The organism is Pseudomonadota bacterium (assembly GCA_023229365.1).
Lineage (GTDB): Bacteria > Myxococcota_A > Polyangia > JAAYKL01 > JAAYKL01 > JALNZK01.
The window spans coordinates 1-24652 of record JALNZK010000015.1 but is presented as its reverse complement, the minus strand read 5'-3'; the positions used below and the strand labels follow the sequence as shown (position 1 = coordinate 24652).

At 69.4% G+C, this 24652-nt stretch carries 19 protein-coding genes; 11 read left to right on the top strand and 8 right to left on the bottom strand.

The genetic code is table 11. The features are described from left to right. The first annotated feature begins 45 nt into the window (after positions 1–45). Both M0R80_10130 and M0R80_10125 read left to right on the top strand, forming a co-directional pair. Positions 46–2751 carry a S8 family serine peptidase gene (locus tag M0R80_10130; protein MCK9459984.1) on the top strand — a complete coding sequence of 902 codons (2706 nt, stop codon included), beginning with the start codon at positions 46–48 and terminating at the stop codon, positions 2749–2751. A gap of 8 nt (positions 2752–2759) precedes the next feature. Next, positions 2760–3794: a beta-eliminating lyase-related protein gene (locus M0R80_10125; protein MCK9459983.1), complete on the top strand. Its 1035-nt coding sequence runs from the start codon at positions 2760–2762 to the stop codon at positions 3792–3794. Positions 3795–3801: 7 nt separating this feature from the next. Here the strand turns inward: M0R80_10125 and M0R80_10120 are convergent, their stop codons facing one another. Then, positions 3802–6909, bottom strand: a complete 3108-nt coding sequence (locus M0R80_10120; protein ID MCK9459982.1) for a S41 family peptidase — start codon at positions 6907–6909, stop codon at positions 3802–3804. 19 nt (positions 6910–6928) lie between these two features. After that, a complete protein-coding gene (locus M0R80_10115) occupies positions 6929–7327 on the bottom strand; it encodes a PDZ domain-containing protein (GenBank protein ID MCK9459981.1) in 399 nt (132 codons plus the stop codon). Positions 7328–7392: 65 nt separating this feature from the next. On the opposite strand from M0R80_10115, the gene M0R80_10110 reads away from it, so the two are divergent. Then, on the top strand, positions 7393–8748 hold the full coding sequence (locus tag M0R80_10110) for a hypothetical protein (GenBank protein ID MCK9459980.1): 1356 nt from the start codon (positions 7393–7395) through the stop codon (positions 8746–8748). A gap of 95 nt (positions 8749–8843) precedes the next feature. Continuing rightward, positions 8844–10457, top strand: a complete 1614-nt coding sequence (locus M0R80_10105) for an FHA domain-containing protein (GenBank protein ID MCK9459979.1) — start codon at positions 8844–8846, stop codon at positions 10455–10457. A 12-nt stretch (positions 10458–10469) separates the two neighbouring features. Here the strand turns inward: M0R80_10105 and M0R80_10100 are convergent, their stop codons facing one another. Both M0R80_10100 and M0R80_10095 read right to left on the bottom strand, forming a co-directional pair. Beyond that, a complete protein-coding gene (locus M0R80_10100) occupies positions 10470–12419 on the bottom strand; it encodes an LTA synthase family protein (protein MCK9459978.1) in 1950 nt (649 codons plus the stop codon). Positions 12420–12445: 26 nt separating this feature from the next. Further along, a complete protein-coding gene (locus tag M0R80_10095) occupies positions 12446–13666 on the bottom strand; it encodes a hypothetical protein (protein MCK9459977.1) in 1221 nt (406 codons plus the stop codon). A gap of 149 nt (positions 13667–13815) precedes the next feature. Here M0R80_10095 and M0R80_10090 point away from each other — a divergent pair, with 149 nt between their 5' ends. The 6 genes from M0R80_10090 (at position 13816) to dapF (ending at position 20293) form a co-directional block, all read left to right on the top strand. Then, positions 13816–14175, top strand: a complete 360-nt coding sequence (locus tag M0R80_10090; protein MCK9459976.1) for a hypothetical protein — start codon at positions 13816–13818, stop codon at positions 14173–14175. A 51-nt stretch (positions 14176–14226) separates the two neighbouring features. Beyond that, a complete protein-coding gene (locus M0R80_10085) occupies positions 14227–16764 on the top strand; it encodes a right-handed parallel beta-helix repeat-containing protein (protein ID MCK9459975.1) in 2538 nt (845 codons plus the stop codon). Between the two features lies 1 nt (position 16765). After that, positions 16766–17707, top strand: coding sequence for a formylglycine-generating enzyme family protein (locus M0R80_10080; protein MCK9459974.1), 942 nt, complete (start codon positions 16766–16768; stop codon positions 17705–17707). Beyond that, positions 17704–17907, top strand: coding sequence for a hypothetical protein (locus tag M0R80_10075; GenBank protein MCK9459973.1), 204 nt, complete (start codon positions 17704–17706; stop codon positions 17905–17907). The genes M0R80_10080 and M0R80_10075 overlap by 4 nt, the downstream gene beginning before the upstream one ends. Positions 17908–18005: 98 nt before the next feature. Continuing rightward, on the top strand, positions 18006–19454 hold the full coding sequence (locus M0R80_10070; GenBank protein MCK9459972.1) for a hypothetical protein: 1449 nt from the start codon (positions 18006–18008) through the stop codon (positions 19452–19454). Positions 19455–19474: 20 nt separating this feature from the next. Further along, on the top strand, positions 19475–20293 hold the full coding sequence (dapF, locus tag M0R80_10065; protein ID MCK9459971.1) for a diaminopimelate epimerase: 819 nt from the start codon (positions 19475–19477) through the stop codon (positions 20291–20293). On the opposite strand, the gene M0R80_10060 is transcribed toward dapF, so the two are convergent. Continuing rightward, a complete protein-coding gene (locus M0R80_10060; protein MCK9459970.1) occupies positions 20259–20786 on the bottom strand; it encodes a DUF3782 domain-containing protein in 528 nt (175 codons plus the stop codon). The genes dapF and M0R80_10060 overlap by 35 nt on opposite strands. 272 nt (positions 20787–21058) lie before the next feature. Here M0R80_10060 and M0R80_10055 point away from each other — a divergent pair, with 272 nt between their 5' ends. Next, positions 21059–22081 carry a hypothetical protein gene (locus tag M0R80_10055; protein MCK9459969.1) on the top strand — a complete coding sequence of 341 codons (1023 nt, stop codon included), beginning with the start codon at positions 21059–21061 and terminating at the stop codon, positions 22079–22081. 69 nt (positions 22082–22150) lie between these two features. On the opposite strand, the gene recA is transcribed toward M0R80_10055, so the two are convergent. From recA to M0R80_10040, 3 genes are all read right to left on the bottom strand, one after another. Then, positions 22151–23269 (bottom strand): recombinase RecA, encoded by a 1119-nt coding sequence (recA, locus tag M0R80_10050; GenBank protein ID MCK9459968.1) that lies wholly within the window; start codon positions 23267–23269, stop codon positions 22151–22153. A 6-nt stretch (positions 23270–23275) separates the two neighbouring features. Next, positions 23276–23968 carry an RNA 2',3'-cyclic phosphodiesterase gene (gene thpR, locus M0R80_10045; protein MCK9459967.1) on the bottom strand — a complete coding sequence of 231 codons (693 nt, stop codon included), beginning with the start codon at positions 23966–23968 and terminating at the stop codon, positions 23276–23278. Beyond that, positions 23965–24652 (bottom strand): nicotinamide-nucleotide amidohydrolase family protein (locus M0R80_10040; GenBank protein ID MCK9459966.1); only part of this gene is annotated, 688 nt, incomplete at its 5' end. The genes thpR and M0R80_10040, both read right to left, overlap by 4 nt.

The window sequence follows — 24652 nt, the reverse complement described above, 5'->3', positions numbered from 1 at the left end:
CTCGACGTTCTCGACGCTCATTCCGGAAACCCTGAGGAGGGAACCATGACTCGATTCACGCGCACCATTCGCCGGCTCGGGCTGCTCGTCGCCCCGTGGGCCCTGGTCGCCGCCGTGGGCTGCGACGACGGCGGCGGCTCGGCGGACGCCGACGCCGGGACCGACACGGACACCGACACCGACACCGATTCCGACTCCGACGCGGACGCGGGGCCGGACGGCGGTGGCTTCTGCGACCGCGGGGATCCGGCCGGCTTCCCGACCGACTGCCTCGCGACGTGCGAGGAGGCGTGCGCCCGGCTCGAGGAGTGCGGCGGCGCGTCCGCCCCGGGCTGCCCCATGACGCTCGACGAGTGCACGGCCAGCTGCACGATGGGGCTCGGCGGGATGTACTGGGGAGACGTCACCCCGAACTTCCGGTGCTGCACCTCGCAGGAGGCGTGCGCCGACGTCGCCGGGTGCGGCGGCTGGCTCGCCCATCCGGACACCGAGGCGCCTTGCGATCTCATGTGCCAGTGCTTCGGCAGCATGATGGACATGGGCTCCCTGCGCTCTGCGCACCTCCCGCCGCCGGGCTACTCCTGGGCGCCGAGCGTCGTCGCGATCGATCCGGGCGAGGAGACCGCGGACTACGAGGCGCGGTACGGCACGGCCGTGATGGCGCGCGGCGGCGCGGTGTTCCTGCGCAACACGGTCGACGCGCTCAGCGACATGATCGCGTATCGGCTGGGCAAGCACGAGCGGCCGCTGCCCACGTTCGTGGACGCGCTCGGCCGGGTCGCGGCGGCGAACGGCGACATCGTGATCCGGGCGACGGAGAGGGCGGCGATCGAGGCCGCCCGCGACGTCGTCGAAGCGCGCGGCTTCGCGTCCGTGCGCGAGCTCGGCTGGTCTAGGGGCGCGCTGCGCGTCGCCGAGGACGGCGATCCCTGGGTCGCGCTCGACGCGCTCTTCGAGCTCAACGCGATACCGGGCGTGCACGCGGAGCTCGACATGATCCGCATCTACGAGAAGCGCTTCACGCCGGACGACACGATGTTCGCCCACCAGTGGCACCTCCAGAACCACGGGCAGGTCGATCCGGAGATCAAGGACGGGGCGACCCAGCTGTCGATCGAGGGGGTCGACTCCCGCGTTTCCGAAGCGTGGGACGTCACCATGGGCGTCCAGACGTCCGTGATCGCGGTACTCGACGACGGCGTGAACATCAACCACCCCGATATCGCGCCCAACGTCACGCTGGGGCCGTACAACTACCCGGACGACTGGGAGTCCCACCTCAGCGACCCGTACATGGGCGGCATCGCCAGCCACGGCACCTGCTGCGGCGGCGTCGCGGCCGCCCGCGGCGACAACGGCTTCGGCGTGTCCGGCGTTTGCCCGCACTGCACGCTCCTCCCGGCGCTCTTCTGGGATCCGGCCTCCGGCGACAGCGGCCTCCCGACCTCGGGCGGCTTCATGGCGTCGGACGCGGTGCTCGCGACGCTGTTCACGGATATCGTGGATCTCGGCGCGGGCGTGATCTCCAACAGCTGGGGGCCGGCCGGCGAGGACCCGCAGTTCGAGGGCGCGGTCTCCGGAAACCCGGAGCTTTCGACGGTCGTGACCGAGGCGTTCGACTACGCGGAGACGGACGGCCGCGGCGGGCTCGGCACGGTCATCCTGTTCGCGGCCGGAAACAGCAACTACGACGTGAGCGAGGACACGTACGTCTCGCACCCGAACGTCGTGGGCGTGGCCGCGGTCGACGACCAGGGGCTCAAGTCGTACTACTCGAGCTACGGCGACACGGTCGACGTGGCCGCTCCTTCGAACGGCGGCCTGAACGGCATCACGACCGTCGACACGTCGGTCGACGCGGCCGAGGATCCGCAGTACACGAACTACTTCGGCGGCACCTCCTCGGCCACGCCGTTCGTCGCGGGCGTCGTCGGCCTCATCCTGTCCGCGAACCCGGCGATCACGGCCGCGCAGGCGCGGCAGGTCCTGGCCGACTCGGCGACCGAGATCGACCCGGTGTGGGGCGCGTGGTCGGGCGGCTTCTCGCCGTTCTACGGCAACGGGCTCGTGAACGCCTACCGCGCGGTGCAGATGGCGAACGGCACGTGCGCCGACGCCGCGACCTGCTTCGCGCCGTCCGACGCGTGCACGGCGGACTGCGACGGCACGGCGTGCAACGCGTGCCGCACCGACAACGACTGCGCGGACGGCTGGAAGTGCCAGCCGCTCCCGGCGCTCGGCGCGCAGCTCTGCGTCGAGGCCGCGGCGGAAGACACGTGCGGGACGGACTTCGAGCACGTGAACGGCTACTGCCTGCCGACGCGCGCGGCGTGCTCGCTGTGCGGCGGCGACGAGCTGTGCAACGGCCGCGACGACAACTGCGACGGCGCGGTCGACGAGGACCTCGAGGGGTGCGCCGAGGCGGGCCGCTGCCTCCAGGACGGCTGGGGCTGCCCCGAGGGCGAGGCCTGCGCGGCGACGATCTGCGCGGACGAGACGTGCACCGACACCTCGGAGTGCGGCGAGGACGAGGAGTGCGTGCACGTGAAGACACGGTACGGCGACATCGACGCGGACGTCGGGGTCTGCATCGGCATGATGTCCGAGGACTGCGTGTGGGGCTGCCAGGTGATGGCCTCGTCGCTCGTCGACGAGGAGCTTCAGGCGTACGCCGACTGCATGCTCTCGCTGGAGAGCTGCGACTGGGGCTCGCTGATGACCTGCGTTCAGATGCTCCCGACGGAGTTCTGAGCACGCCCATGCGCATCCGCGAGTTCCGCTCCGACACGATGACGCTGCCGACCGAGGCGATGCGCGACGCCATGCGCGATGCCGAGCTCGGCGACGACGTCTGCGACGAAGATCCCACCGTCAACCGCCTGCAGCGGCTCGCCGCCGACAGGCTCGGGCTCGAGGCCGCCCTGTTCGTGCCGAGCGGCACGTTCGGGAACCAGTGCGCGATCGGCGTGCACACGCGGCCGTCCGACGAGGTGATCGTCGCCGAGACCGCGCACGTCGTCGATCACGAGGCGGGCGCGGCGGGCGCCCTGTTCGGGGTGCAGATCCGCGCCGTCGAGCCCCGGCGCGCGCCGTACCTCACGGTCGAGGACATCTCCAAGCGCGTGCGGATCGACGACGACGTGCACCACCCGCGGACGCGGCTCGTGGTGCTCGAGAACGCGCTCGCCGACGGCTCGGTCATGCCGCTCGAAGCGATGCGCGAGGTGCGCGCCTTCACCCGGGGCGTCGGGATCGCGGTGCACCTCGACGGCGCGCGGCTGTTCAACGCGGCGCTCGCCCTCGGGGTCGAGGCCGCGGCGCTCGCGGTCGAGGTGGACAGCGTCATGTTCTGCCTGTCCAAGGGGCTCGGCGCGCCGGTCGGGAGCCTCCTGTGCGGCCCGGCGGCGTTCGTCTCCGAGGCGAAGCGCCTGCGCAAGCGGATGGGCGGCGGCATGCGCCAGGTCGGCGTGCTGGCGGCGGCCGGCATCCTCGCCCTCGGGGACGGCGTCGCGCGCCTGCACGAGGATCACGACAACGCGAAGCTGCTCGCCCGGCTCCTCGCAGAGATCTCGCGCGTGCGCGTCGACGCGGCGCAGGTGCACACGAACCTCGTCTTCTGCTCGGTAGAGGAGACGGCGGACAGGACGATGTCCGGCCTCGTCGAGTTCCTCGGCGATCTGGGGATCGCGACCTACCCGCCCGGGTGGTGGGGCCTCCGGTTCGCGACGAGCTCGCGCGTGGACGCCGACGACGTGCGCGCGCTCGCCGCGGCGGTCCGCGAGTACCTCGGCTGACCCCGGATCACGGCCTCGTCGACGGCAGGACCCCGAGCGTCTCCGCCGGCCCGTTGAGGCTTCGCGAGCGGATGAACGGCATCCCGTCGACGCGGTCGCGCCGCACGGCGATCACCCGGCGCGCGTCGAGCTCGGCCGACTCCTCCGCGACGACGGTGACGAAGTTCATGCCGGGCTCGAGCGCCACGTCCGCGGCGAAGGAGAGCTCTCCCGGGTTCGCGGGATCGGTGTTCGCCTTGAAGAAGACCTTCTCGTCACCGACGAAGATGTACACGTCGCGCACCTTGTCGGAGTCGGACGCGCGCCCCGAGATGCGGACCGTCCCCCGCGTGACGACCGCCGCCACCGCGTCGAGCGCGACCGCGGGCGGCGACTGGATCCGGATGTCGGCGGGCGGCGACGGCTCGGCCGCGCTCGCGGGCGCCACGTCCGCGCCGAGCACCCACCCGACGTGCCCGTCGCCGAGGTCGAGCCGCGCGAAGCCGTCGACCCGCGCCCGCAGCGGGTAGACGCTCGCCCGGGGCAGGAGCGCCGCGATCCGCGCGTCCGGCGCCGGGGCGTCTCGCGCCGGAACCCGATCCCGCACGACGGAGGCCATCTCCTCGGCCGCGGCGACCGCTCTGGGCGGCACGAGGGGGAACTCGAGGCGCTGCGCCACGTAGACGTGGAGATCCGCGTCCATCATCGCCAGCTCGAGCCGCACCTTGTCCCCCTGGAACGCGGGCCGCACCTCGAACTCGAACACCACCTGCCGGCGCGCGCCTCTCTCCACCTCGCCGAGCTTCTCCCGGCCCCTGGTCAGGAACACGTCGTTTCCGGAGAGGCTCGCCAGCGTCGCGTAGGCGTCGAGCGCCTTCCCGGCGCCGACGTTCTCCAGATCCAGGACGATGGAGACCCGCTCGCCCTTCTGGAGCAGCCCGTCCCCGTTCCCCGCCGCGGTGTCGTTCATCTGCGCGCCGTAGGCGAACCGCGGCTGGTCCTTGGCGAGCACCGCGAACCGCGCCGCGAGGGGCGCGATGGCGTTGTGCGCGGCGTCCTCGAACGAGACGATCACGTCGTCGACTCGCGCGAGCGCGTCCTTCGGCACCTTGATCTCGAGCGTCCGCTTCACGGTCTCGGACGGGCCGACGCGGCCGAACGCGATCTCGCGGTCGTCGATCGCCCGGAAGTCGGAGCGCGTCGTCGCGAGGAGCCTGTACAGCGGCTTCGGGCCGAGGTTCGTCACGGCGATCTCGAGCACGATCTTCTCTCCGGCGCGGAGCGTGTTGCCGCCGGCGAACCCGATCGCCGCCGAGACCGCCGCCGCCCCGTCGCCCTCGCCGACCCGCCAGTCGACGCCCAGCCCGCGCAGCGATTCGACGAGCCTTCCCCGCTCCCGTTCGGCACGTCGCTCGAGGAACGCCCTCATCCCCTCGACGTCGATCGCGGAAGTGCGCGCCCCGGCCATCGCGGCCGCGAGATCCCGCGCGACGTCGATCTCGGTGTCCGGCCCGACCTCGCCCTCGCCGTCGCGTGGAGCCGGCGGCTCCCCGTCGTCGTCGTCCTTCGGGACCTGTGGCGCGCCGTCGTCCTCCTCGCCGTCGGCCCCCTTCCCGGGCGCCCTCTCCGGTTTCCAGAGGTAGAGCAGGCTCGCGTCCGGACGGCCGATGCGCACGTCCGCCGCGCCGTCGCCCTCGAAGTGCCTATCGAGATCGGCCTCGCGGTATCCCGCGTCCACCTTCAGATCGATCACCTCCTCGTCCGCGCGCATGGGGAGGAGCTCGACGTGGGGCACGACGCCGATCGACTGGATCGAGATGTCGCCCGGCGTCAGGTACTGCGCCGTGGTCAGCTTCAGCGCCGAGCCGTCGGCGAAGTCGTACAGGACCTGGACCGATCCCTTGCCGAACGTGCGCTGGCCGACGAGCAGCGCGCGCCCGTTGTTCTTGAGCGCCCCGGCCACGATCTCCGAGGCGCTCGCGCTCCCCGAGTTGATGAGCACCACGACCGGGCAGGTCGGCTCGCGCCCGGAATCGGCCGCGCGGCGGGAGTCCCGTTCGTCCGGCCCCTGCCCGGCGGTAGTCACGATCACGCCCTTCTTCAGGAAGACGTCGGAGACGTCGTTCGCCGCGGTGAGCAGCCCGCCCGGGTTGTTGCGGAGGTCGAGGACCAGCGACGTCGCGCCCCGCCTCTCGAGGTCCGCGAGCTGCTTCTCGAGATCCGCGGCGGTGTTGGCCTGGAAGTCCTTGATCCGGGCGTAGCCGACGCGATCCGCGAACATCTTCGTCTCGACGCTCTTCACCTCGATGATCGCGCGCGTCAGCACGAACTCCCGCGCCTCCGCCCACTCCTTGCGCAGGACCGTGAGCGAGACCTTCGTGCCGGGCTCGCCGCGCATCAGGTTCACCGCGTCGTTGAGCGGCATGCTCACGGTCGACGCCTCGCCGATCTTCAGGACCTGGTCGCCCGCCTTGAGCCCCGCGATCGCGGCCGGGGTCCCGTCCAGCGGGGAGATGACCGTGAGCACCCCGTCGCGGATCGAGATCACGATGCCGAGCCCGCCGAAGTTCCCCTGCGTCTTGTCCTTCATGTCGCGGTACACGTCGGGCGGCAGGAGCGAAGTGTGCGGATCGAGCCGCTCCAGCATGCCGTTGATCGCGGCGTACTCGATCTCCTGGAAGTCGACGTCCTGGCTCGAGAGGCGCGCCTGCATGAAGGCGAAGATCTCCCGGATCCGCTGCAGCAGGATCCAGGGCGTCCCGACGTCCCCGAGCGCGAAGCGGCGCTCCTCGGCACCGAGCCCCACGACGAGCGCGTCCCCGTCCTCCCGCACGATCACCTCCGCGACCGACTCCTGCACCGCCCGCATGGCGGCGAGCAGCATCGCCCGGGGATCGATGCGCGTCGGGTCGATGTAGTGCTTCTGGACGAGGTTGATGGTCCTGTACGTCGAGCGGAGCGAGCTGCCGTCGTCCGGGAGGTCCGCGGAGGCCTCCGGGACGGGCGCCTCGACCCGCCGCTCCGGGCCCTGCCCGAAGCCGCCGCCGCCGACCTTGAAGAACGCGATGTACACGGACGCGGCGAGCGCCACGACGACGATGCAGGTGCCTATCCGGTGTGCGAGCTGTGGGCGCATGAGCCTCGGATGTCGGGTGTCATTCGGACGATCCCGCAGCGGCCTTCCCCAAGGCGTCCGCCCTCGCGCGCGGCGTCCTCTCGACGGCCACCTCCACGAGCCCGCCGTCGCGCGACACCGTCAGCCGCGCGATGCTGCCCGACGGCCCGCGGACCGCGGCGAGCACCTGCTCTGCGGTCGCGCTCGTCACGTCGACGCCGTCCACCGCGACGACGACGTCATTGCGCAGGAGCCCCGCTCGCTCGGCGAGCGAGCCCTTCTGGACGTCGCCGACGATCGTCTGCTTCTCGGCCGTGCGGTAGCGGAAGGAGGCGTCCACGGTCCCCTCCCACTTGTCGACGACCCCCGCGCAGCCGAGGGCGGCCAGCCCAAGAACGACGAGCGGAAGGGCGAGGCGCTGAAAAAAGGGTGTTGCCATCAGGTGAATTTCGTACATTTAGATTACGTTCAATTCAACGGTTTCTTTTCAGAAAGGGTAAAAACATGACCCTCGTCGATCGCCCTCGCGGCTGCTCTCTGCTCGCGCTCGCGGCGCTCTTCCTCTCGTGCGGCGGCGGCGAGGACGAGTATTCGGGATACGATTCCGGGACGGATACGGATACGGACACCGACACCGACGCCGACACCGACACGGATACGGACACCGACACCGGGGAGAACGAGACCCCGCCGGACCTCCCCGCCCTCTGCACCGTCGATGTCTTCAACGCGGAGACGAGCGGCGACGGCGACGGCCGGACGCCCGACGTCGAGCTCCTGGGCGCGTCGGGGCTGATCGTTTGGTCGTACGATCCGCAGGAGGACGGCATGCCCGAGCAGTGGCGGATCCAGGTCACCCCGTACGACCCGCTCGCGCCGGCGATCGCGCCCGTCGAGCCGTTCGCGTCCTCCGCGAACGCGCTCCTGCCCGCCGTGGCGGCGCGGGACGGGGCGTTCGGCCTCCTGTGGCTCGACAGCCGCTGGGACACCGCGTGCAACCCGGACGCCCCCCCCTCGTGCTCGGTCGAGGTCGCCTTCGCGGCGCTCGACGCCGCGGGCACGCCCGCCGCGGCCGACCCGATACGGCTCACGACCTCGAACCGCGCCATGCGCGGCCGACCCGCGATCGCCAAGACGCCGGACGGGTGGCTCGCGGCCTTTGGGGAGAGCGACGCCACGGACGCGATGCGCCTCATGTCCGCCACCGTTTCCGCCGCGGGGGTGCCGGGCACGCCGCAGATCATCTCGGGTGACGCGGCCATCTCCGCGAACTCCTCGGACGTCGCGCTCGCGGTGAGCGGCGACGTCGCCGTCGCGGTGTGGCGCGACGAGGACCTGAGCACCATCTTCGCGGCACCCATGTCCCTCGCCGGCGCCCCCGCCGGCGAGCCGGTCGTCGTGGATCAGGGCGTCGACACCCGCTTCCCGCGGATCGTCGCCGGGAGCGGGGGGTTCCTGGTCACCTGGGTCCGCAGGACGGTGGAGGACTACGAGGTGTTCTCCCACCTCTTGACCGGCACCGGCGCGCTCCTCGGCGAGCCGAACCGCCTGACGTGGACGATCTCCGACGAGTCGTTTCCGGTCCCCGCGTGGAGTGGCGCCAGGTACGGCGTCCTGTGGTTCGGCAACCGCGCGAACGGGACCCTGGAGTGCGTGGACTCGAACTGCGAGGATCAGGCGTTCGCGTCGGTGCTCGACGCGGACGGCGCGATGGCGTCGGTCCCGGTGCTGTTGTCGAACAACCCCAACCCGTCCTCGAACGGCGATCTGGCCTTCGACGGCTCCGGGTGGACGGCGGCCTTCGAGTTGCGCCGCAACGCGCGGCAGCAGGTCTACCGCGGGCGGATGGAATGCGAATGATCGTGTGGCGCGACGCCGTTGACACAGGCACATGCACAGGGGTAAGTTATCGGGCCTCAATGAGTTTTGCACCGTAGGGGAGCGGTTACGTCCCGATGTTCAAGCTCGTCATTTGCGACGACGAAGGCAAGACGACGATCGTCCCGTTGATTCGGGACGAGATCAGCGTCGGCCGCAAGGAAGGCAACACGATCCGTCTCACGGACAGGAACGTGTCCCGCCAGCACGCGCGGCTCACGCGCAGCGGCGACTCGAGCTTCCTCGTCATGGATCTCGGGAGCCGCAACGGCACGAAGGTCAACGGCGATCCGGTCGTCGGAGACCAGGCGCACAAGGTCGTGCCGGGCGACCAGATCTACATAGGGGACTACAACCTCTCCATCCGCACGGACGTCTCGGCCGGCGTCCCGATGGGGCGCCAGATGGACCCCGGGGACACGGCCGGCATCGGCAAGGTGACGCCGCACGCCCGGCTCGTGATGGTGGCCGGCCCGGAGGCGGGCGCCGAGTACGATCTCACCGTCAACCTGTACGTCATCGGCCGCTCCGAGGAGGCGAACCTCCGGATCGACGACCCGTCGATCTCGCGGGCCCACGCCCGGCTCGACGGCGACGAGCAGGCGTGGACGATCTCGGATCTCGACAGCATCAACGGGATCCTGATCAACGGCACGCGCCGCGACGATTATCTGCTCAAGTCCGGCGACGTCATCGAGCTCGGGATCGTGAAGCTCCGCTTCGTCGCGCCCGGCGAGCCCTACGAGTACGTTCCCCTGGAGGCCGCCGCCGCGCCGCCGCCGCCGCAGAAGGCGAAGTCCAACCGGCTCTTCCTGATCCTCGCCGGGCTCGGGGTGCTCGCGGCCGCCGCGATCGTCATCGCGATCCTGCTCGGCCGCTCCTCGGACGAAGGCGTCGCGACGACGGACGCCCCCGGGACCGCGCCGATGAGCTTCGAGGAGCTCATGGAGGCCGGCAAGGACCAGATGCAGGACGAGGCCTGGGCCGAGGCGGCGCGGCTCTTCGCGCAGGCCCAGCAGCTCAAGCCCGACGACGCGGGGCTGCGCGAGCTGAAGAACACCGCGATCGCGGAGATGGAGGCGCAGGCCGCGCTGGTGGCCGCGCTCGCCGCGGAGCAGGCCAATAACTGGCGTGAGGCCGTCGACAACCTCGCCAAGATCCCGCGCTCGAGCCGCTACTACGACGCCGAGCAGGTGGCGAAGATGTCCAAGGCGCTGTGCGAGGAGCTCGTCGCCAAGGGCGCGGCGATCATCCAGAAGGGCAACGATCCCGCGGGCGCCGAGAAGATCATCGAGGAGATCGGCCTCATCCCCGAGGCGTCCGACGAGTGCAGATCCGATCGCGAGGCGCTCGTGAGCCAGCTGGCCCGGAGCCGCGAGCCCGCGTCCGGGGCAGTGGAGCCCGAGGTGGCCCCCGCCGGCGGCTCCACGTTCGTGAAGCCGAGCGCGCCGCCCAAGGGGTACAACCCTCCGAAGGGGAAGCTGCCGTCGAACCCGTACGACAACCCCTACATGAGCGACGATACCCCCTCCAAGCCGAGCAAGCCCTCGGCGCCCGCGCCCGCCGCCGCACCACCGGCGGCACAACCCCCCGCGGGCCCGCAACCGGCGTCCCCGTACGGCCAGGCGGACGACGGCGAGGCCCCGCCGTCGAAGAAGGGGAAGAGCAAGATGACGTGGGACACGCCCTAGCGGGCCGAGCTCCTACGGCTTGCAGCCGCTGCGCGACAACACGGCCGGGTAGTTCTCGATGAGGTTCGTCGAGAAGGCGGACCACGCGTCGATCGTGCGCTCGTAGAGCCGCACGCGATCCGGGAAGTCCCCCGAGAGATCGCGCGCCTCCGCCGGGTCCGCCTCGAGATCGAACAGCATCGTCCGCTCCCGATCCTCCCAGATGAACTTCCACTTCCCGTCGGCCAGCCCGAGCTGGAACTTCGGCGGGCGCCCGCCGAACAGCGCGACGCGCGGCGTGTTGTCCTCCATGAGGTTGCGGCCCTTCATCGTGCACGGCGCCGCGAGGCCGACGAGCCCGAGGATCGTCGGCGCGAGATCGAGGTGCGACGTCACGAAGTCGGTCTGTCCCGAGGCGCCCGCGAGCTGCGGCCCGACGAGCACGACCGGCACCTGGATCACCGGCTGCCATACGTTCCGCCCCTCGTAGCGGCCGTGGCCGTCGCCGTGATCGGCCATCACGACGAGGAGCGTCTCGTCCGCGAGCCCGAGCCGCTCGAGCCCCTCGGCGATGTCGCGCACGCGATCGTCGATGAAGCCGAGCACCCGCCTGTAGTTGTCGAACCGCTCCGGCAGCGGGTTCCTTTCGTGCTCGGCGCTGGCGAGGAACGGGTGGTGCCCCGCCACCATCTCGTAGAAGACGAAGAACGGCCGATCCCTCCGCCGCGCGGCGATCTCGAGGATGTTTCGGACCGCCGTGCGCTCGTCGAGCCCCCACGCGTCCTTCCAGCACGACTCCCGGCCCGGCATGTTCTTCATGTCGAGGATCTCGTCGAACTCGCGGTGGCGGAAGAACCGCTCCTTGCGATCGTACGCCATGTCCGACGGGGTCACGTAGGCCGTGTGGTACCCCGCGTCGTGCAGCACCTCGGACAGGCTGCGGCACGGGATCGACGGGTTCACCATCGTGATCGACTGGTAGTGGGGGTACGGCAGCTCGGCGCAGAACATCGAGAAGAACGCCTTGGTCGTGAGCGACCAGGTGGAGTAGTGGGCGGCGAGCCTGTGCGCGTCGTCCCGGCGGCCGAGCTCGCGCAGGAACGGCATCGGCGTCCTTTCGCCGGCCAGGTAGGGCGCGCCGATCGACTCCATCGCCACGAACACGATGTTGGTCCGCCTCGCGACGGCGTGGCGAAGCGGCGACGGCGTGATCTCGTCGGGCCGCAGAGTGCCCGCGAAGTCGAACCGGAACTGATCCGGGACGAGCTCCTTCGAGAGGCGCCGTGCGGCTGCGTCCCCCTTGACGTAGGACCACGCGAGCTCGACGCCCGGGCTCTTCTCGAGGCCGTACGTCGGGATCCGGATGCCGCCAATCTCGCCGGCCACGAGGAACGGCAGGACGCCGACCGTGATCACCGCCTCCGCGGCGAGCGCGATCGAGACGATCTTGCGGCGACGCCCGACGAGCTTCCCCAGGAGGCGCGGGGCGAGCAGCACGCCGCCCACCGAGATCGCCGAGATCGCGATCAGGAGGACGGCGCTCTGCCAGGTGAAGTAGACGGAGAAGGAGTGGAGCATGCCGCCGCCGACCGTCGACGATCCCTCGGGCGCGCTCATGATCGCGAGGTCGATCGCCTGCTTGTTGAGGAGGCCGCCGAGGAAGACCGTGCACAGGCCGCTCACGAGGGCGAAGACCCCGTGGAGCCACTGCACGCCTATCGAGATCGCCGTCGAGCCCCGCCGCCAGTCGAGCCGCTCGAACGGCGCGCACAGGAGGGCGACGGCAGCGGCGAGCAGCGCCGCGCCGAGCACGTCGCCGCCGAGGACGAAGAACGCCTTGAGCACGTACTTGTACGCGGGCTCCGTGCCGCTCGCGCCCGGCGAGGCGATGTTGTAGGCGATCAACCCCACCTTCACCGCGGCGAGCGCGGCGAACGCCGCGACGAAATTGACGAGCCAGACGTACCGGAGGCGCGCCCACATGTTTCTCGGAGGCGCGGGAGCTCCCGTCATCGATCCCTGCCGCGCGCGATCAGCCTCGTGAACGCCTCGGCGACGGCGTCGGAGAGCCGCTCGAGGCGGGCCCGCGGCGGCACGGCGGACTGGAAGCCGTCGGCCATGAGCAGCCCGACGGCCTTCCCCTTGAGGACGATCGGCAGCACGATCACGCGCTCCGGCCTGCCGCCGAGCGCGGCCGACAGCACCGCGTCCGCGGTGGTCTTGTCGAGGGGCCCGGAGTACACCTGCCGCTCCTCGGAGATCCGGCGCAAGGTCGACGGGGCCGCGAGCGGGATCCAGAGGGAGCGCGCCGCGTCCCGGTGGCCGACCTCGTCCACGATGTCGAACCCGCGGATCTCGCCGCGCTTCACCGTGAAGAACGCCGCGCGCGACGCGAAGCGCCGGAGGTAGTCCAGGGCGAGCGCCACGACCGCGTCGCGATCCGCCGCCGAGCCTATCTCCGCGATGATCTCGCCCTCGCTCCTTTGCCGCGCCGGCGCGGGTGCCGCCGCCTCGTTCGGGCGCTCCTCCTCCTCCTCCTCACCGCGGGGCTCATGGACCGGGGCGACCGGGGCCGCGTGCCACGAGTCGTAGTCCGGTCTCGGCTCAGGCGGCGCGGCGACGGCGGGCGGCGCGGTGACGGCCCTCCGGACGAGGGGGATCGCGTCGATCGCCTCCTCGATCGTCCCTCCCGACGGCGACGCTGCCTCCCGGGCTACGGCGTCGACGTTCACCACGGACATCCGGCGCGTGACGCGCCGCGTCAGAGGCAGCGGGATCTCGGCGTTCGGCTCGAGCGGCTGGCTCTGGCGCCCGTAGTGGTGCTCGATCGCGAACGCCATGTCCTCCTCCGACACGAGCACGGTCTCGATCCGGCCGCCGGCGGCGCGGGACGCCTCCTCGAGGGCGTGCCCCTCCGTCGGATCGGTGATCGCCACCGTCAGCACGCCCTCGCGCCGCGCCACCGGGACCACGCGGAGCGCGCGGGCGAGCGCCGCGGGTATGGACGCGAGCACGAGCGGCGGCACGAGCGCGACCCGCTGCCGCTGCCACCGCGGGATCGGGAAGCGCCGCGCCATGAAGCGGACGAGCTCCTCGGAGCCGATCGCGCCCGCGCCGACGAGGTACTGGCTCGCGGTGCCGCCTCGCGCGGCCTTGAGCGTGAGCGCTCTCTCGAGCTCGTCGCGGGTGATCAACCCCTCGGCGAGGAGCATCCGTGTCGCCTGTGTCATCGGACGCACTATACCAGCGCGCCGCACTGCGGAAAAGCCGAGGCGCGCTATCGGACGCGACCCACATCGAGCAAACGAATCGGCCGCCCCCGCGCTTTTTTTTCGTGATAGAATTTCTATCATCTACATTCCTGCAAGGGGGGGCCGTCATGACAAGCTCGATGCGCGCCGCGCGTTCGAAGAGGATCGGCTCGGGATTGATTCGGGGGGGGATTCTCCTTTTCGGGCTGATCCTCCTGCCACCGCTTCCCGCTGAGGCGCAGTGGGTGAACGCCTACTCCGCCAGCCAGAACGACGTCATCGAATCGGTCGCCTGGGTCGAAGACCCGACGCTCGGCAAGGCGATCGCCATCGCCGGCCACTCCAACTCGTACAGCGATGATGACTCGACCCAGGCATGGGTCGCGCTCATCGATCCGGGCGGGGACTACATCTGGTCGAACCTCTATGGGTCATCTGCGTTTGCGCATTCCGTCGCTCCGATCGTAGACGCGGACGGACTCCTGTAGAGCTTGGTCGTGGCCGGGGGATATCCTGCAGCAGGTCCGGGTGCATGGCTCTTGGAGCTCGAGCCGAGCGCTGGAACCGTCTCATGGCAGTGCGATTACACCGAGCTAGGCCCCGCCAGCGACGTGGTCCCCACTGACGACGACGAGTTTGTTTTTACTGGAAGCGTAGGAGAACCTGGTGGTTCTGTCGCCTTCATCGCAAAAACTCTACGGACGCCCTTCGAACCCTGCGGTCTGGCATGGATCGAAGTTTTTGGCGAAGGAGACGACGAAACCGACGTGGGGATGGCGATCTCCGCGACTTCTGACGGTGGCTACGTTGTTGCTGGCGTCACGCGACGATATTCTGCGAATGGAGATGGGATTGTCTTCAAGATCATGTCCGATGGCACGCCTCAATGGCAGTCCACACTTTCATCATTAGTATCACCTACTATAAATGGCCACGTGGAACTCAGAGATATCATCGAGATGAAAGACGCGGAGGGTCAACCCGATGGTTACCTCGCCGTCGGTGATTTCTGGTTTATAGATGGCGGATGGGACACCAACATGGTTCTCACACGACTCGATCCAGTGGACGGATCGGAGCGGTGGACCAAGTTGTTGGGCTACGGTACGGATGGAGAAGCCTTTGTCGCGGCAGGCGTCGTCCAGAACCCGGACGGATCATTTTCCATCGTCGGGAGCGCGCACGTCCAACCTCCCTTTTCCCTCTGGGCAGAGGAAGAATTGCAGGTCATCAGACTGAGAGAAAACCGCAACATCCTAGGCGAGTGGGTTCTAGAAACCGAATGGCAGCGCGAGTTGAACCCGGATGCGATCGGCGACAACGCATTCGCCTGGGCGACCGGAGTGGTCAGCACACCAGGCGGTGGACTGATCGTGAGCGGGTACTACTCTGACGGTGCCTTCATTGACAAGGATCCGCTGCTTATGCGCATCAACGACGAAGGCGATATCCCACCAGACTGCCTGGTCGACGCCAATCCGCCGCTCGAGGAAACTTTCCATGATTACGTTCTCGAACCAATCCTCGACGAGCCAGAATCGGTCACGCCTACGGCCGGGACCGAAACCGCGGAAACTCCGACGCCCCAGGTGCTTTTACTGCGTTACGATTGCCGCCCCTGCGTCAAGCGCGTGAACGGGAACCTCCCGCCCGAAATGGCGGGCGACGGTGACACCTGGGACACCGCTTACACCGATCTTCAGGACGGGATCAACGCGGCAGCGGCCGAGATCTACGATCCGACTGGAGCCGTTGGGTACTGCGAGGTGTGGGTCGCGCAGGGCGACTACTACGTTTTCGAAACTGATGTTTCCGACACGATCCAATTGATGCCAGGCGTCCACGTGTACGGAGGTTTCTCCGGCGGAAATCCGCCTGAGAGCTACGGTTGGGAAGGTTCGCGTGAGGACCGTGAATGGGAGTCCAATATCACGCGGATCATCGGCGCGGCAGAAGACGATCCGGCCGACATGGAAACGAGAACTCAACACGTCGTCACTGGCGCTTCGATCTCCACGCTCGACGGTTTCCACGTGATCGGCGGCAGGGCGAACGGCGATCCCGGGCTCGATCGCTGGGGCGGCGGCATGGTCAACGTGTTCTCCTCGCCGAAGATCGCGAACTGCACCTTCTACGACAACATGGCGTGGTGGGGAGGCGCGATGGCGAACGTCTTCGCCGCGCCCGACGTCGTCAACTGCACCTTCGAGACGGCTGACAACGAGCTGGTCTTCGTCCAGCCCAACGCCGCGTTCGCGGGCGGCGCGATCCTCAACTGGGGATGGGCTCCGTGGAGCGGAGACGGACCGACGATAGACGGCTGCACTTTCGTCGACAACTACGCCAAGTACTACTACGGCGGCGGCATCCACAACCAGAACTCTCCGGCAGAGATCGTCGGTTCGACCTTCATCGGCAACCACGCGTACGCCGGCGGCGCCGTGTCCATCGGGCAGACCGTCGACGGGATGGGCGCGCCGTCGATCGAGGCGTGCACTTTCTCCTTCAACCGCGCCAGCCGATGGTGGGACAACGACACCGCCGGCCTCGGCGGCGCCATGGCGGCGTTCTTCGGACAGTACGTCTATTCCGAGTACACGACGGTGGAGAACAGCCTGCTCGACAACAACTCCACCGGATCCCAGGTGGGCGGGGCGATAGCGACCGCTGTCCTTTCCGACGACCCCAGGCTCGCTCTCCTAAACTGCACGATCGCAGACAACGAGACCGGCGGCGTCGACTCACTGGGGGACGACAGCTGGCCGACCATCATCTACAACTCCATCCTCTGGAACAACGGCCCATACGAGATTTCTCCGGACTGCACCGAAGGCGCTTTCGTTTTCTACAGCGACATCATGGGCGGCGCCGGGTGCGAGGGATTCGCGGGAAACATCAGCAGCAACCCACTTTTTAACGGAGTTGTGGATCCCGTTTACAGACTTCAGAGTGGTTCAGCTTGCATTGACGCCGCCAACCCTGGGACGGCACCCCTAACCGATATTGAAGGAGAGTACAGAGATCCGAATCCAGACATGGGTGCTTACGAGTACTTCGATGGCGGGACAGGAGAATAGCATGCGCGCCACCTTACTAATTTCGATAGCGCTTCTCCTCGGGACGGCATCGTGCGCCGAGAATCCGCCGCTCATCGGACCGGACGCGAGTGACGCCGATTCAGACTCGGACACAGATTCGGATACGGACAACGATACGGACACCGACACCGACACCGACACCGAGACAGAAACCGAGACCGAGACCGAGACCGAAGCCTGCGACGAGGTGGAGTGGATTGGGATCGAAGGCGGTACTTTCATGATGGGTGGTCCGGAGGACACGATGGATACATTGTGCCTACCCGTCCACGAAGTGACCGTCCCGTCCTTCGAGATGACTCGCACCGAGGTGACTGCCGCACAGTACCGGTGCTGTTTCCTCGAAGGCATCTGCACCGAGCCTCAGCCTCCGGGGTATGAGCCCGACACCGACGAACCCTGGGCGAGCCTGGAGAACTGCAACTGGGATCTCCAGGAAGAAGACGACCGCCCGATCAACTGCGTCAACTGGCAGCAGGCGGTCGACTTCTGCACCTGGGCCGGCGGGCGTCTGCCATCCGAGGCCGAGTGGGAGTACGCGGCTCGGAGCCAGGGTCAAGACGTGACCTACCCGTGGGGCGAGGAGGAGCCTTCGTGCGACCTGTGCGTGATGGCCGACTTCATGCCCGGCTGCGACGAGGAGCGGACGTGGGACGTGTGCAGCAAGCCAGACGGCAACACCGAGCAGGGGTTGTGTGACATGGCTGGAAATGTCTTCGAGTGGGTGCAGGACTGCCTTCATGCCAACTACGAGGGAGCACCAAACGACGGAAGTGCGTGGGAGGATGACTGCCTCAACGATTCGATGATCGCCAGGAGTGGTTCTTTTTGGAATGGCGAGAACTACATAGGAGTAGTCCACCGGGGCAGCGGAACAAGTTCCGCCTGGTCGACTGCCCTTGGAATTCGTTGCGTGAGATGAAATCCAGGGGCACGATCGCAAACAACGCTCCCGGTGGCGTGTCCTGGTACGCGGGGTCGACTTCCGGCGCCCCGCCGGTCGTCTACAACTCCATCCTCTGGACCAACGGCCCGTACGGGATATCTCCGGATTGCGACAGCGGCGCGATCGTCTACTACAGCGACGTCATGGGCGGCGCCGGGCGCGAGGGTTTCGTCTGATTCGCTCGGTGCGGCGACCAACAGTCGAGTGGCGGTCCATGTTCGCGCTCTAGACTCCCGCGCCGCAAACCCGTTAGGATGCGGTCGAGGTGATCTCGATGAGCAGGGCCATCGCCGTCGTCGCGCTCGCGGCGCTCGCCCTCGGCGGGTGCTGGGGCGAGGTGCACCCCATCTTCCCGGACGGCGGCGCCGGCACGGACGACACCGACTCCCCCCCCGAGCCCGAGCTCTACCCGGGCGGCGGCGTGGGCGGCGGGCCGATCGACGGCTGCCTCAACCTGTACTTCATCGACGAGGCGACCGGCGCGGCGCTCCCCGGCGTCCATGTGATGGTGGGCGCCGATCCGTTGACCGCGCTCCTCGGGGAAACCGGCGCGGATGGCCTCGTCGTGTTCGTCGATCCGACGCTCTCGGGCGCGATCGACGTGCACGCCTGGACCCCCGGCTACGTGCTCGAGACGACGCTCGCGCTCGCGTGGACGAACGCCACGCTGCTCCTGCGGCCCGAGGGCGCCGTGACGGAGGGCGCGACCGCGACCGTCTCGGGCGAGCTCACGGGTTTCGACGCGCTGCTCGAGCCCGGGCCGACCGAGTACCGAATCGCGCGGATCTTCTACGGGGAGCCCATCGCCTCGCTCCTCCCGTTCCGCGACGGCGACTTCGCGCCCCGCGGCTCGGACTCCGTCGAGCTGCGCCCCGACACAGAGGGCGGCGCGTTTTCGCTCTCCGTGCCGGCGCGACCCGGCGCGCTGTACGCGCTCGCGGGGCTGATGGAGACGTATGGCACGATCGATCCCGCGGACGACGCCGCGGCCTGGAGCCTCCTCGGACTGGTCGGTGGCTTGTCGCCCGCGCCCGGCGACGCGATCGAGGACGTGGATCTCCCGCTCGACACGCCGCTCACCGTCTTCGTGAATATCGTCCTCGCGGGCGTGCCGTCCTCCTTCGAGCGCAAGGGCGTGTACCTCGGCCTCGATCTCGGCACCCAGGGGACCGCGTGGTTGGAGGCCACGCGTCCGAACGCCGACACGTTCGTCTTCAAAGCGCCGTGGCCTTCGGGCGACTTCGCGGACGCCTCGCCCCTGCTCGTCGGCGCCGCGGAGCAGGACGAAGTGGACGCCGCCGACGCGGGCCCGGCGGCCGGGCTGCCCCGCTCCTTCCTCGTGGATCGCGGGTTCGAAACGTGGCTCGGGTACGAGGATCTTCCGCGGGTGCTCGGCACGCCACCCCCGGCGCCCGCCTCGCTCGCGTGGGACGGCGCCGGGTTCTCGTGCCTGCCGACGACCGGGCGTGATCTGGGACAGCTCGTCGTCTCGGACGCGGCGACCGGCGCCGAGCTGTGGCGCGTCACGGCATGGGACGATCTCCCGGGCTCCATCCCGTACCCGGCGCTCCCGGCGGACTGGGATGCGCCGGCGGCGCCCGCGGGCGGCGTCGCCATCGAGGTGTTCGTGGACACGCTCGTCCAGGGGACGAGCGAGATGCTGTTCGACGATTTCTCGGGGCTCGTGACGACGCGCGCGGTCGCCGGCGCGGCCGCCGAGTAGGCCGGGAGGGGCTGGAGCGGATGAGCGAAATCGTTTTCAGGAAGATGCACGGGCTCGGCAACTGCTTCGTCGTGATCGACGATCTCCGGCGCTCGCTGCCCGACGCGGCCGAGCTCCCCGCGGTCGCGCGGCGGGCGTGCGACAGGAACACCGGGCTCGGCGCCGACGGCCTCATCGTCCTGCGGCGCGCGGCGGGCGCGGATCTCCGCATGTCGATCTTCAACGAGGACGGCTCCGAGGCGGAGATGTGCGGCAACGGCATCCGCTGCGCCGCGCGCTACGTCGTCGAGGAGGGGATCACGGCGAAGGGCGAGCTCCGCTTCGAGACCCTGGCCGGGATCATCCGCACGAAGCTCGTGGGCGATCGCGTCGAGGTCGACATGGGCTCCCCGCGCCTCGGGGCGCCTCGCGTCGTCGAGGGCGGCCGGGCTTTCACGATCGTGTCGATGGGCAACCCGCACGCGATCGCGTTCGTCGACGATCTCGCGTTCGACTGGCGCGCGGAGGGCGCGCGGGTTTCGCTGGCGCCGGCCTTCCCGGATGGGACGAACGTGGAGTTCGTGAAGATCCTCGGGCCGCGGGAGGCGGAGATGAAGGTCTGGGAGCGCGGCTGCGGCGAGACGCTCGCCTGCGGCACGGGCGCGTGCGCGGTCGCGGTGGCCGGGGTCGTCGAGGGGGTGCTCGAGCGCGCGCCGGTCACCATCCGGCTACCGGGCGGCCCGCTCGACATCCATTGGACCGAGAGCGGGAGCGTGCTGATGACCGGCCCGGCGGTCACGATCTGCAAGGGCGTGTACCTGGATCCTACCAGGCCCGAGGCTCGAACCTCTCCGAGTTGAGCAGCACCGCGTCGTCGCCGGCCTGGCCGATGACGAAAAGGCCGCTCGCTTCGGCGTATGCCGCCGCCTCGTCGTCGATCACCATCGCGGCGACCGCCGCCAGGACGCGCAGGTCGCTGAAGCGCGGAAACAGCCGTCGGAACTTCTCCATGCGCTTGAGATGCTCATCGACAGCCTCGATCGTGAGGCGCGATTTGACCTCGACCGCCACCGCGACGGTCTCGTCGATCGCCATGAGGTCGATCTGCGCCGCCTCCTTGCCCTGGCGCGCCGACATGTCCCGGAAAGTCTGATGGAGCTCGAGGCCGCGCTCACGGAAAAGGCGAACGAGCCCGGGCCGAACCATCCCCTCGACGAACTCGCCCAGGCGGTTTCCCAGATCGCCGAACCGCTTGGCGAGGCTCTTGAGGTGGCGGTCCGTCTCCTTGGACTGCTCCGCGAGCTCCCGGATCGCGCGGCGAACCTCCTCTATCGAAACGCTCGTTTCCATCATCGTTCCTCCTGAGCAGTATATAGCTCGACGTTCGGCCTTGCACCTGTATCGGCCGTTCTCGCCGGAGGTTGCCGAAAATCGGCCGCGCACTGCTTCGCGGTGCTACGATCGCCCCACCACGGGGGTGAGAGATGATTGCGAGAACGGATCGCTTGTCGGCGCCACGGGCCCGCTGGTTCTTTGCACTGGTCGCTTCTGTCGCTTCTGTCCCTTTCGTCCCTTGGCTTGTCGGTTGCTCAAGCGACAAAAGCGACCCAAGCGACGCAAGCGACGTGGACTCTGACACCGACTCAGACGCCGGCACCGACACCGACACGGATTCGGACACCGACACCGGCGATCCGGCGACCGAGGGCCCAGTCCTGCACGCCGTGTGGGTCTTCTCGGAGACGGACGCCTTCGCGGTCGGGGACGAAGGCGCGATCACGCGGCTCGACGGCACCGCTTGGAGTTGGATGGGGTCGCCGATCACTTCGGCGCTCGACGCCGTGTGGGGCTCCTCGCCCGACGACGTTTACGCCGTGGGATCCGGGGGGGCGATCATCCGGTACGACGGCAATTCGTGGGAAGAGGTCGAGAGCCCCACGGGTGTCGCTCTGCACGGTATCTGGGGAAACTCCTCGACCGATATCTGGGCGGTCGGCGAGGGGTGTACGACCGTTCACTTCGACGGCGCGACGTGGCAGCTCGGGGACGCCGGCTGCGACTTCGCCCTGACCGACGTGTGGGGCAGCTCGTCCGCCGACGTCTGGGCCGTCGGAGACCCTGGCGGGTACCCGCTGGCGGACAGAGGGATCCTCCGTTGGGACGGCGCAGTCTGGAGCGACGAGCTCCCATTGGCGGACGAGGCGGATCTCGGAAACATCCCGTTCGCGCGTACCGTCTGGAGCACCGGCCCGGGCGACGTCTACGCGGCGGGCGAAGGCGAGTCCGCTGTGCCGTTCGAGGAGTGCGTCGGGACGTCGATCGCGCACTTCGACGGCGCGCACTGGAAGAGCGTCCTGTACGACGGCTGCTGCGAGGGCGCGTTCGCGACGATCTGGGGATCAGCGGCGAACGACGTGCACGTGCTGAGCGCGGGGTTCGAGTGGGCCCGTTTCGACGGCGCCGAGTGGGAGGCGGTGGACGTCGCAGACGACGCCGTGGTGCACGATCTGCACGGCAGCGCGTCGACGAACCTGTTCGCCGTGGGCGGGACGAGCGCCGGACTGGCGGACGGAGTCTGGGGCCCGGCGATCTGGCGGTACGACGGATTGGAATGGAGCGCCGTCGACCTGGCCAACCCGTACGAGTGAGGCTTCTCTCTGCTTTGACCCGTGAACCCAACGGTCCGGAACCGCGTGAGGCGCCGCGGGCCGCGGAGGCTACGCCTTCTTCGCCGCCTTCTGCGGCTTCTCGGCGGCATCGGCGCGCACCTCCGCCGGGGCGGACGCGGGCAGCGGGGCGCTCGCGGGCGGGAGGCGGTGCTTCTCGCGGATCTTCGTCTCGATGCGGAACGCGACGTCCGGGTTCGCCCGGAGGAACTCCTTCGCGTTCTCGCGGCCCTGGCCGATCCGGGTCTCCTCGAACGAGTACCAGGCGCCGGTCTTCTCGACGATTCCCTCGTCCGATCCCACGTCGACGAGGCACCCCTCTCGGCTGATCCCCTCGCCGTACATGATGTCGAACTCGACCTCGCGGAACGGCGGCGCGAGCTTGTTCTTGACCACCTTGACGCGCGTCCGGTTCCCGATGGACTCCTCGCCCTGCTTGATCGCGCCGATGCGCCGGATGTCGAGCCGCTGCGACGCGTAGAACTTGAGGGCGTTCCCGCCCGTGGTCGTCTCCGGGTTGCCGAACATGACGCCGATCTTCATGCGGATCTGGTTGATGAACATGATGCACGTCTGCGACTTCGAGAGCGCGCCGGTGAGCTTGCGCAGCGCCTGGCTCATGAGCCGCGCCTGGAGGCCGACGTGCGAGTCGCCCATCTCGCCCTCGAGCTCGGCGCGGGGCGTGAGCGCCGCGACGGAGTCGACGACGATGAGGTCGACCGCCGACGACCGCACGAGCATGTCCGCGATCTCGAGCGCCTGCTCGCCGCAGTCGGGCTGCGAGATCAGGAGCTCCTGCGTCTTGACGCCGAGCTTGCGCGCGTACGCGACGTCGAGCGCGTGCTCCGCGTCGATGAACGCGCAGATCCCGCCCTGCTTCTGCGCCTGGGCGACGGCGTGGAGCGTGAGCGTGGTCTTGCCCGACGACTCGGGCCCGTAGACCTCGACGATCCGGCCGCGCGGGTAGCCGCCCACGCCGAGCGCCACGTCGAGGCCGATCGCGCCCGAGGGGATGGCGTCGATCCCCTCGCCGAGGATCTGGTCCTCGCCGAGGCGCATGATCGACCCCTTTCCGTAGCTCTTCTCGATGGAGCTGATGGCGAGCGTGAGCGCGCGCTCCTTCTCGCCCTTCCTCTCCGCGTTCGATCCCTGCGCCTGGTTCGTCGTCATCGGCTCTCACTCCTTTGTCTCGCCCTCGTCCGGGGCCCCGTCCGCCGCGTCCGGGGGGAGCGGCTCGTCCTCCGCCTCGCGCTCCGTGATCGGCTCCGCCTCCTCGATCCGCGCGCCGCGCGCCCGCCCGCCGAGCGGGAGGCGCCAGAGCATGTGGTAGTCGGCGCCGCTCGGGCGCAGATCGCTGCGGTAGCAAACGATCTCGCGCACCGTGAACGCGCCGTACGCCCGCTCCCCCGACTCGGCCATGCACGCGGCGAGCGCGTCGACCTCGCCGGACTTGACGCGTCCGATCGTCACGTGGGAGCGGAACGGCTTGTCGTCCGGGGCGAACCCCATGCCGACGAGCACCTCCGAGACCGTGCCGTGCAGCCGCCCGAGGGCGTCGTCCTCGCGCAGGCCGACCCACACCACCGTCGGCTGCCGCTCGTCCGGAAAGACGCCGAGCCCCGCCGCGGTCACCTCGAACGGCGCGACGTTCCTCAAGGCCGGCTCGAGCCCGTCCTGGAACGCCGCGACCATCGGCTCGGTCACCTGGCCGAGGAAGCGGAGCGTGACGTGGAGGTTCTGCGGCGCGACCCAGCGCACTTCGACGCCGCGCGCGCCCGCCCGTCGCCGCAGGGCGGACTGCTCCTCCGCGACGGCGCGCAGGGCGTGCAGCCCGATGTTCACGGCGATGAAGCTTCGGATGGTCCTCATGAGCTCTCCCGGACGGAGTCGAGCGCCAGGCGCATCGCCGTCCACGCGGCCGCGGCCTTCACCCACGCGCGATCGTGGCCGCGAAACGTCCTCTCAAGATGCGCGCAATCGCGCGCCGTGGCCACGGCGAAGTGCACGAGGCCGCGCGGCTTCTCGGCCGTGCCGCCGTCCGGCCCGGCGATGCCGGAGACCGCGACCGCGAGGTCTGCCCCGAGCGCGCGCCGCGCCCCCGCCGCCATGGCGCGCACGACCTCCTCGCTCACGGCGCCGCAAGCCGCGAGGAGGCGCGCGTCGACGCCGAGGAGGGACGACTTCACGGCGTCGTCGTACGCAACGATCGCGCCCCGGAAGTAGGCCGACGATCCGGGGATCTGCGTCAGCTCGTGGCCGATGAGCCCGCCGGTGCACGACTCCGCCGTCCCGATCGTGAGGCCGCGCGCCGCGAGCTCCCGGCCGAGCACCTCGGCCATCCCCGCCTCGCCCTCGGCGAAGATCGCCGCGCCGAGCGCACGGCGGATCTCCGCGGCGGCGTCCGCGAGCGCGGGCTCGTCCTCCGCGACCACGCGCAGGCCGATCTCGGGGAACGTCGCGCGAAATCCGAAGACGAGCTCCGGGTGCGCCGCGGCGTACGGCGCGAGCCTCGCCTGCACGTCGGACTCCCCCATGCCGTGGAGGAGTCCGACG

What these genes read in the sequence shown, in the direction of transcription:
- M0R80_10130 (MCK9459984.1), top strand. Translation starts at nt 46, where the DNA reads ATGACTCGATTCACGCGCACCATTCGCCGGCTCGGGCTGCTCGTCGCC.
- M0R80_10125 (MCK9459983.1), top strand. Translation starts at nt 2,760, where the DNA reads ATGCGCATCCGCGAGTTCCGCTCCGACACGATGACGCTGCCGACCGAG.
- M0R80_10120 (MCK9459982.1), bottom strand. Translation starts at nt 6,909, where the DNA reads ATGCGCCCACAGCTCGCACACCGGATAGGCACCTGCATCGTCGTCGTG.
- M0R80_10115 (MCK9459981.1), bottom strand. Translation starts at nt 7,327, where the DNA reads ATGGCAACACCCTTTTTTCAGCGCCTCGCCCTTCCGCTCGTCGTTCTT.
- M0R80_10110 (MCK9459980.1), top strand. Translation starts at nt 7,393, where the DNA reads ATGACCCTCGTCGATCGCCCTCGCGGCTGCTCTCTGCTCGCGCTCGCG.
- M0R80_10105 (MCK9459979.1), top strand. Translation starts at nt 8,844, where the DNA reads ATGTTCAAGCTCGTCATTTGCGACGACGAAGGCAAGACGACGATCGTC.
- M0R80_10100 (MCK9459978.1), bottom strand. Translation starts at nt 12,419, where the DNA reads ATGTGGGCGCGCCTCCGGTACGTCTGGCTCGTCAATTTCGTCGCGGCG.
- M0R80_10095 (MCK9459977.1), bottom strand. Translation starts at nt 13,666, where the DNA reads ATGACACAGGCGACACGGATGCTCCTCGCCGAGGGGTTGATCACCCGC.
- M0R80_10090 (MCK9459976.1), top strand. Translation starts at nt 13,816, where the DNA reads ATGACAAGCTCGATGCGCGCCGCGCGTTCGAAGAGGATCGGCTCGGGA.
- M0R80_10080 (MCK9459974.1), top strand. Translation starts at nt 16,766, where the DNA reads ATGCGCGCCACCTTACTAATTTCGATAGCGCTTCTCCTCGGGACGGCA.
- M0R80_10075 (MCK9459973.1), top strand. Translation starts at nt 17,704, where the DNA reads ATGAAATCCAGGGGCACGATCGCAAACAACGCTCCCGGTGGCGTGTCC.
- M0R80_10070 (MCK9459972.1), top strand. Translation starts at nt 18,006, where the DNA reads ATGAGCAGGGCCATCGCCGTCGTCGCGCTCGCGGCGCTCGCCCTCGGC.
- dapF (MCK9459971.1), top strand. Translation starts at nt 19,475, where the DNA reads ATGAGCGAAATCGTTTTCAGGAAGATGCACGGGCTCGGCAACTGCTTC.
- M0R80_10060 (MCK9459970.1), bottom strand. Translation starts at nt 20,786, where the DNA reads ATGATGGAAACGAGCGTTTCGATAGAGGAGGTTCGCCGCGCGATCCGG.
- recA (MCK9459968.1), bottom strand. Translation starts at nt 23,269, where the DNA reads ATGACGACGAACCAGGCGCAGGGATCGAACGCGGAGAGGAAGGGCGAG.
- thpR (MCK9459967.1), bottom strand. Translation starts at nt 23,968, where the DNA reads ATGAGGACCATCCGAAGCTTCATCGCCGTGAACATCGGGCTGCACGCC.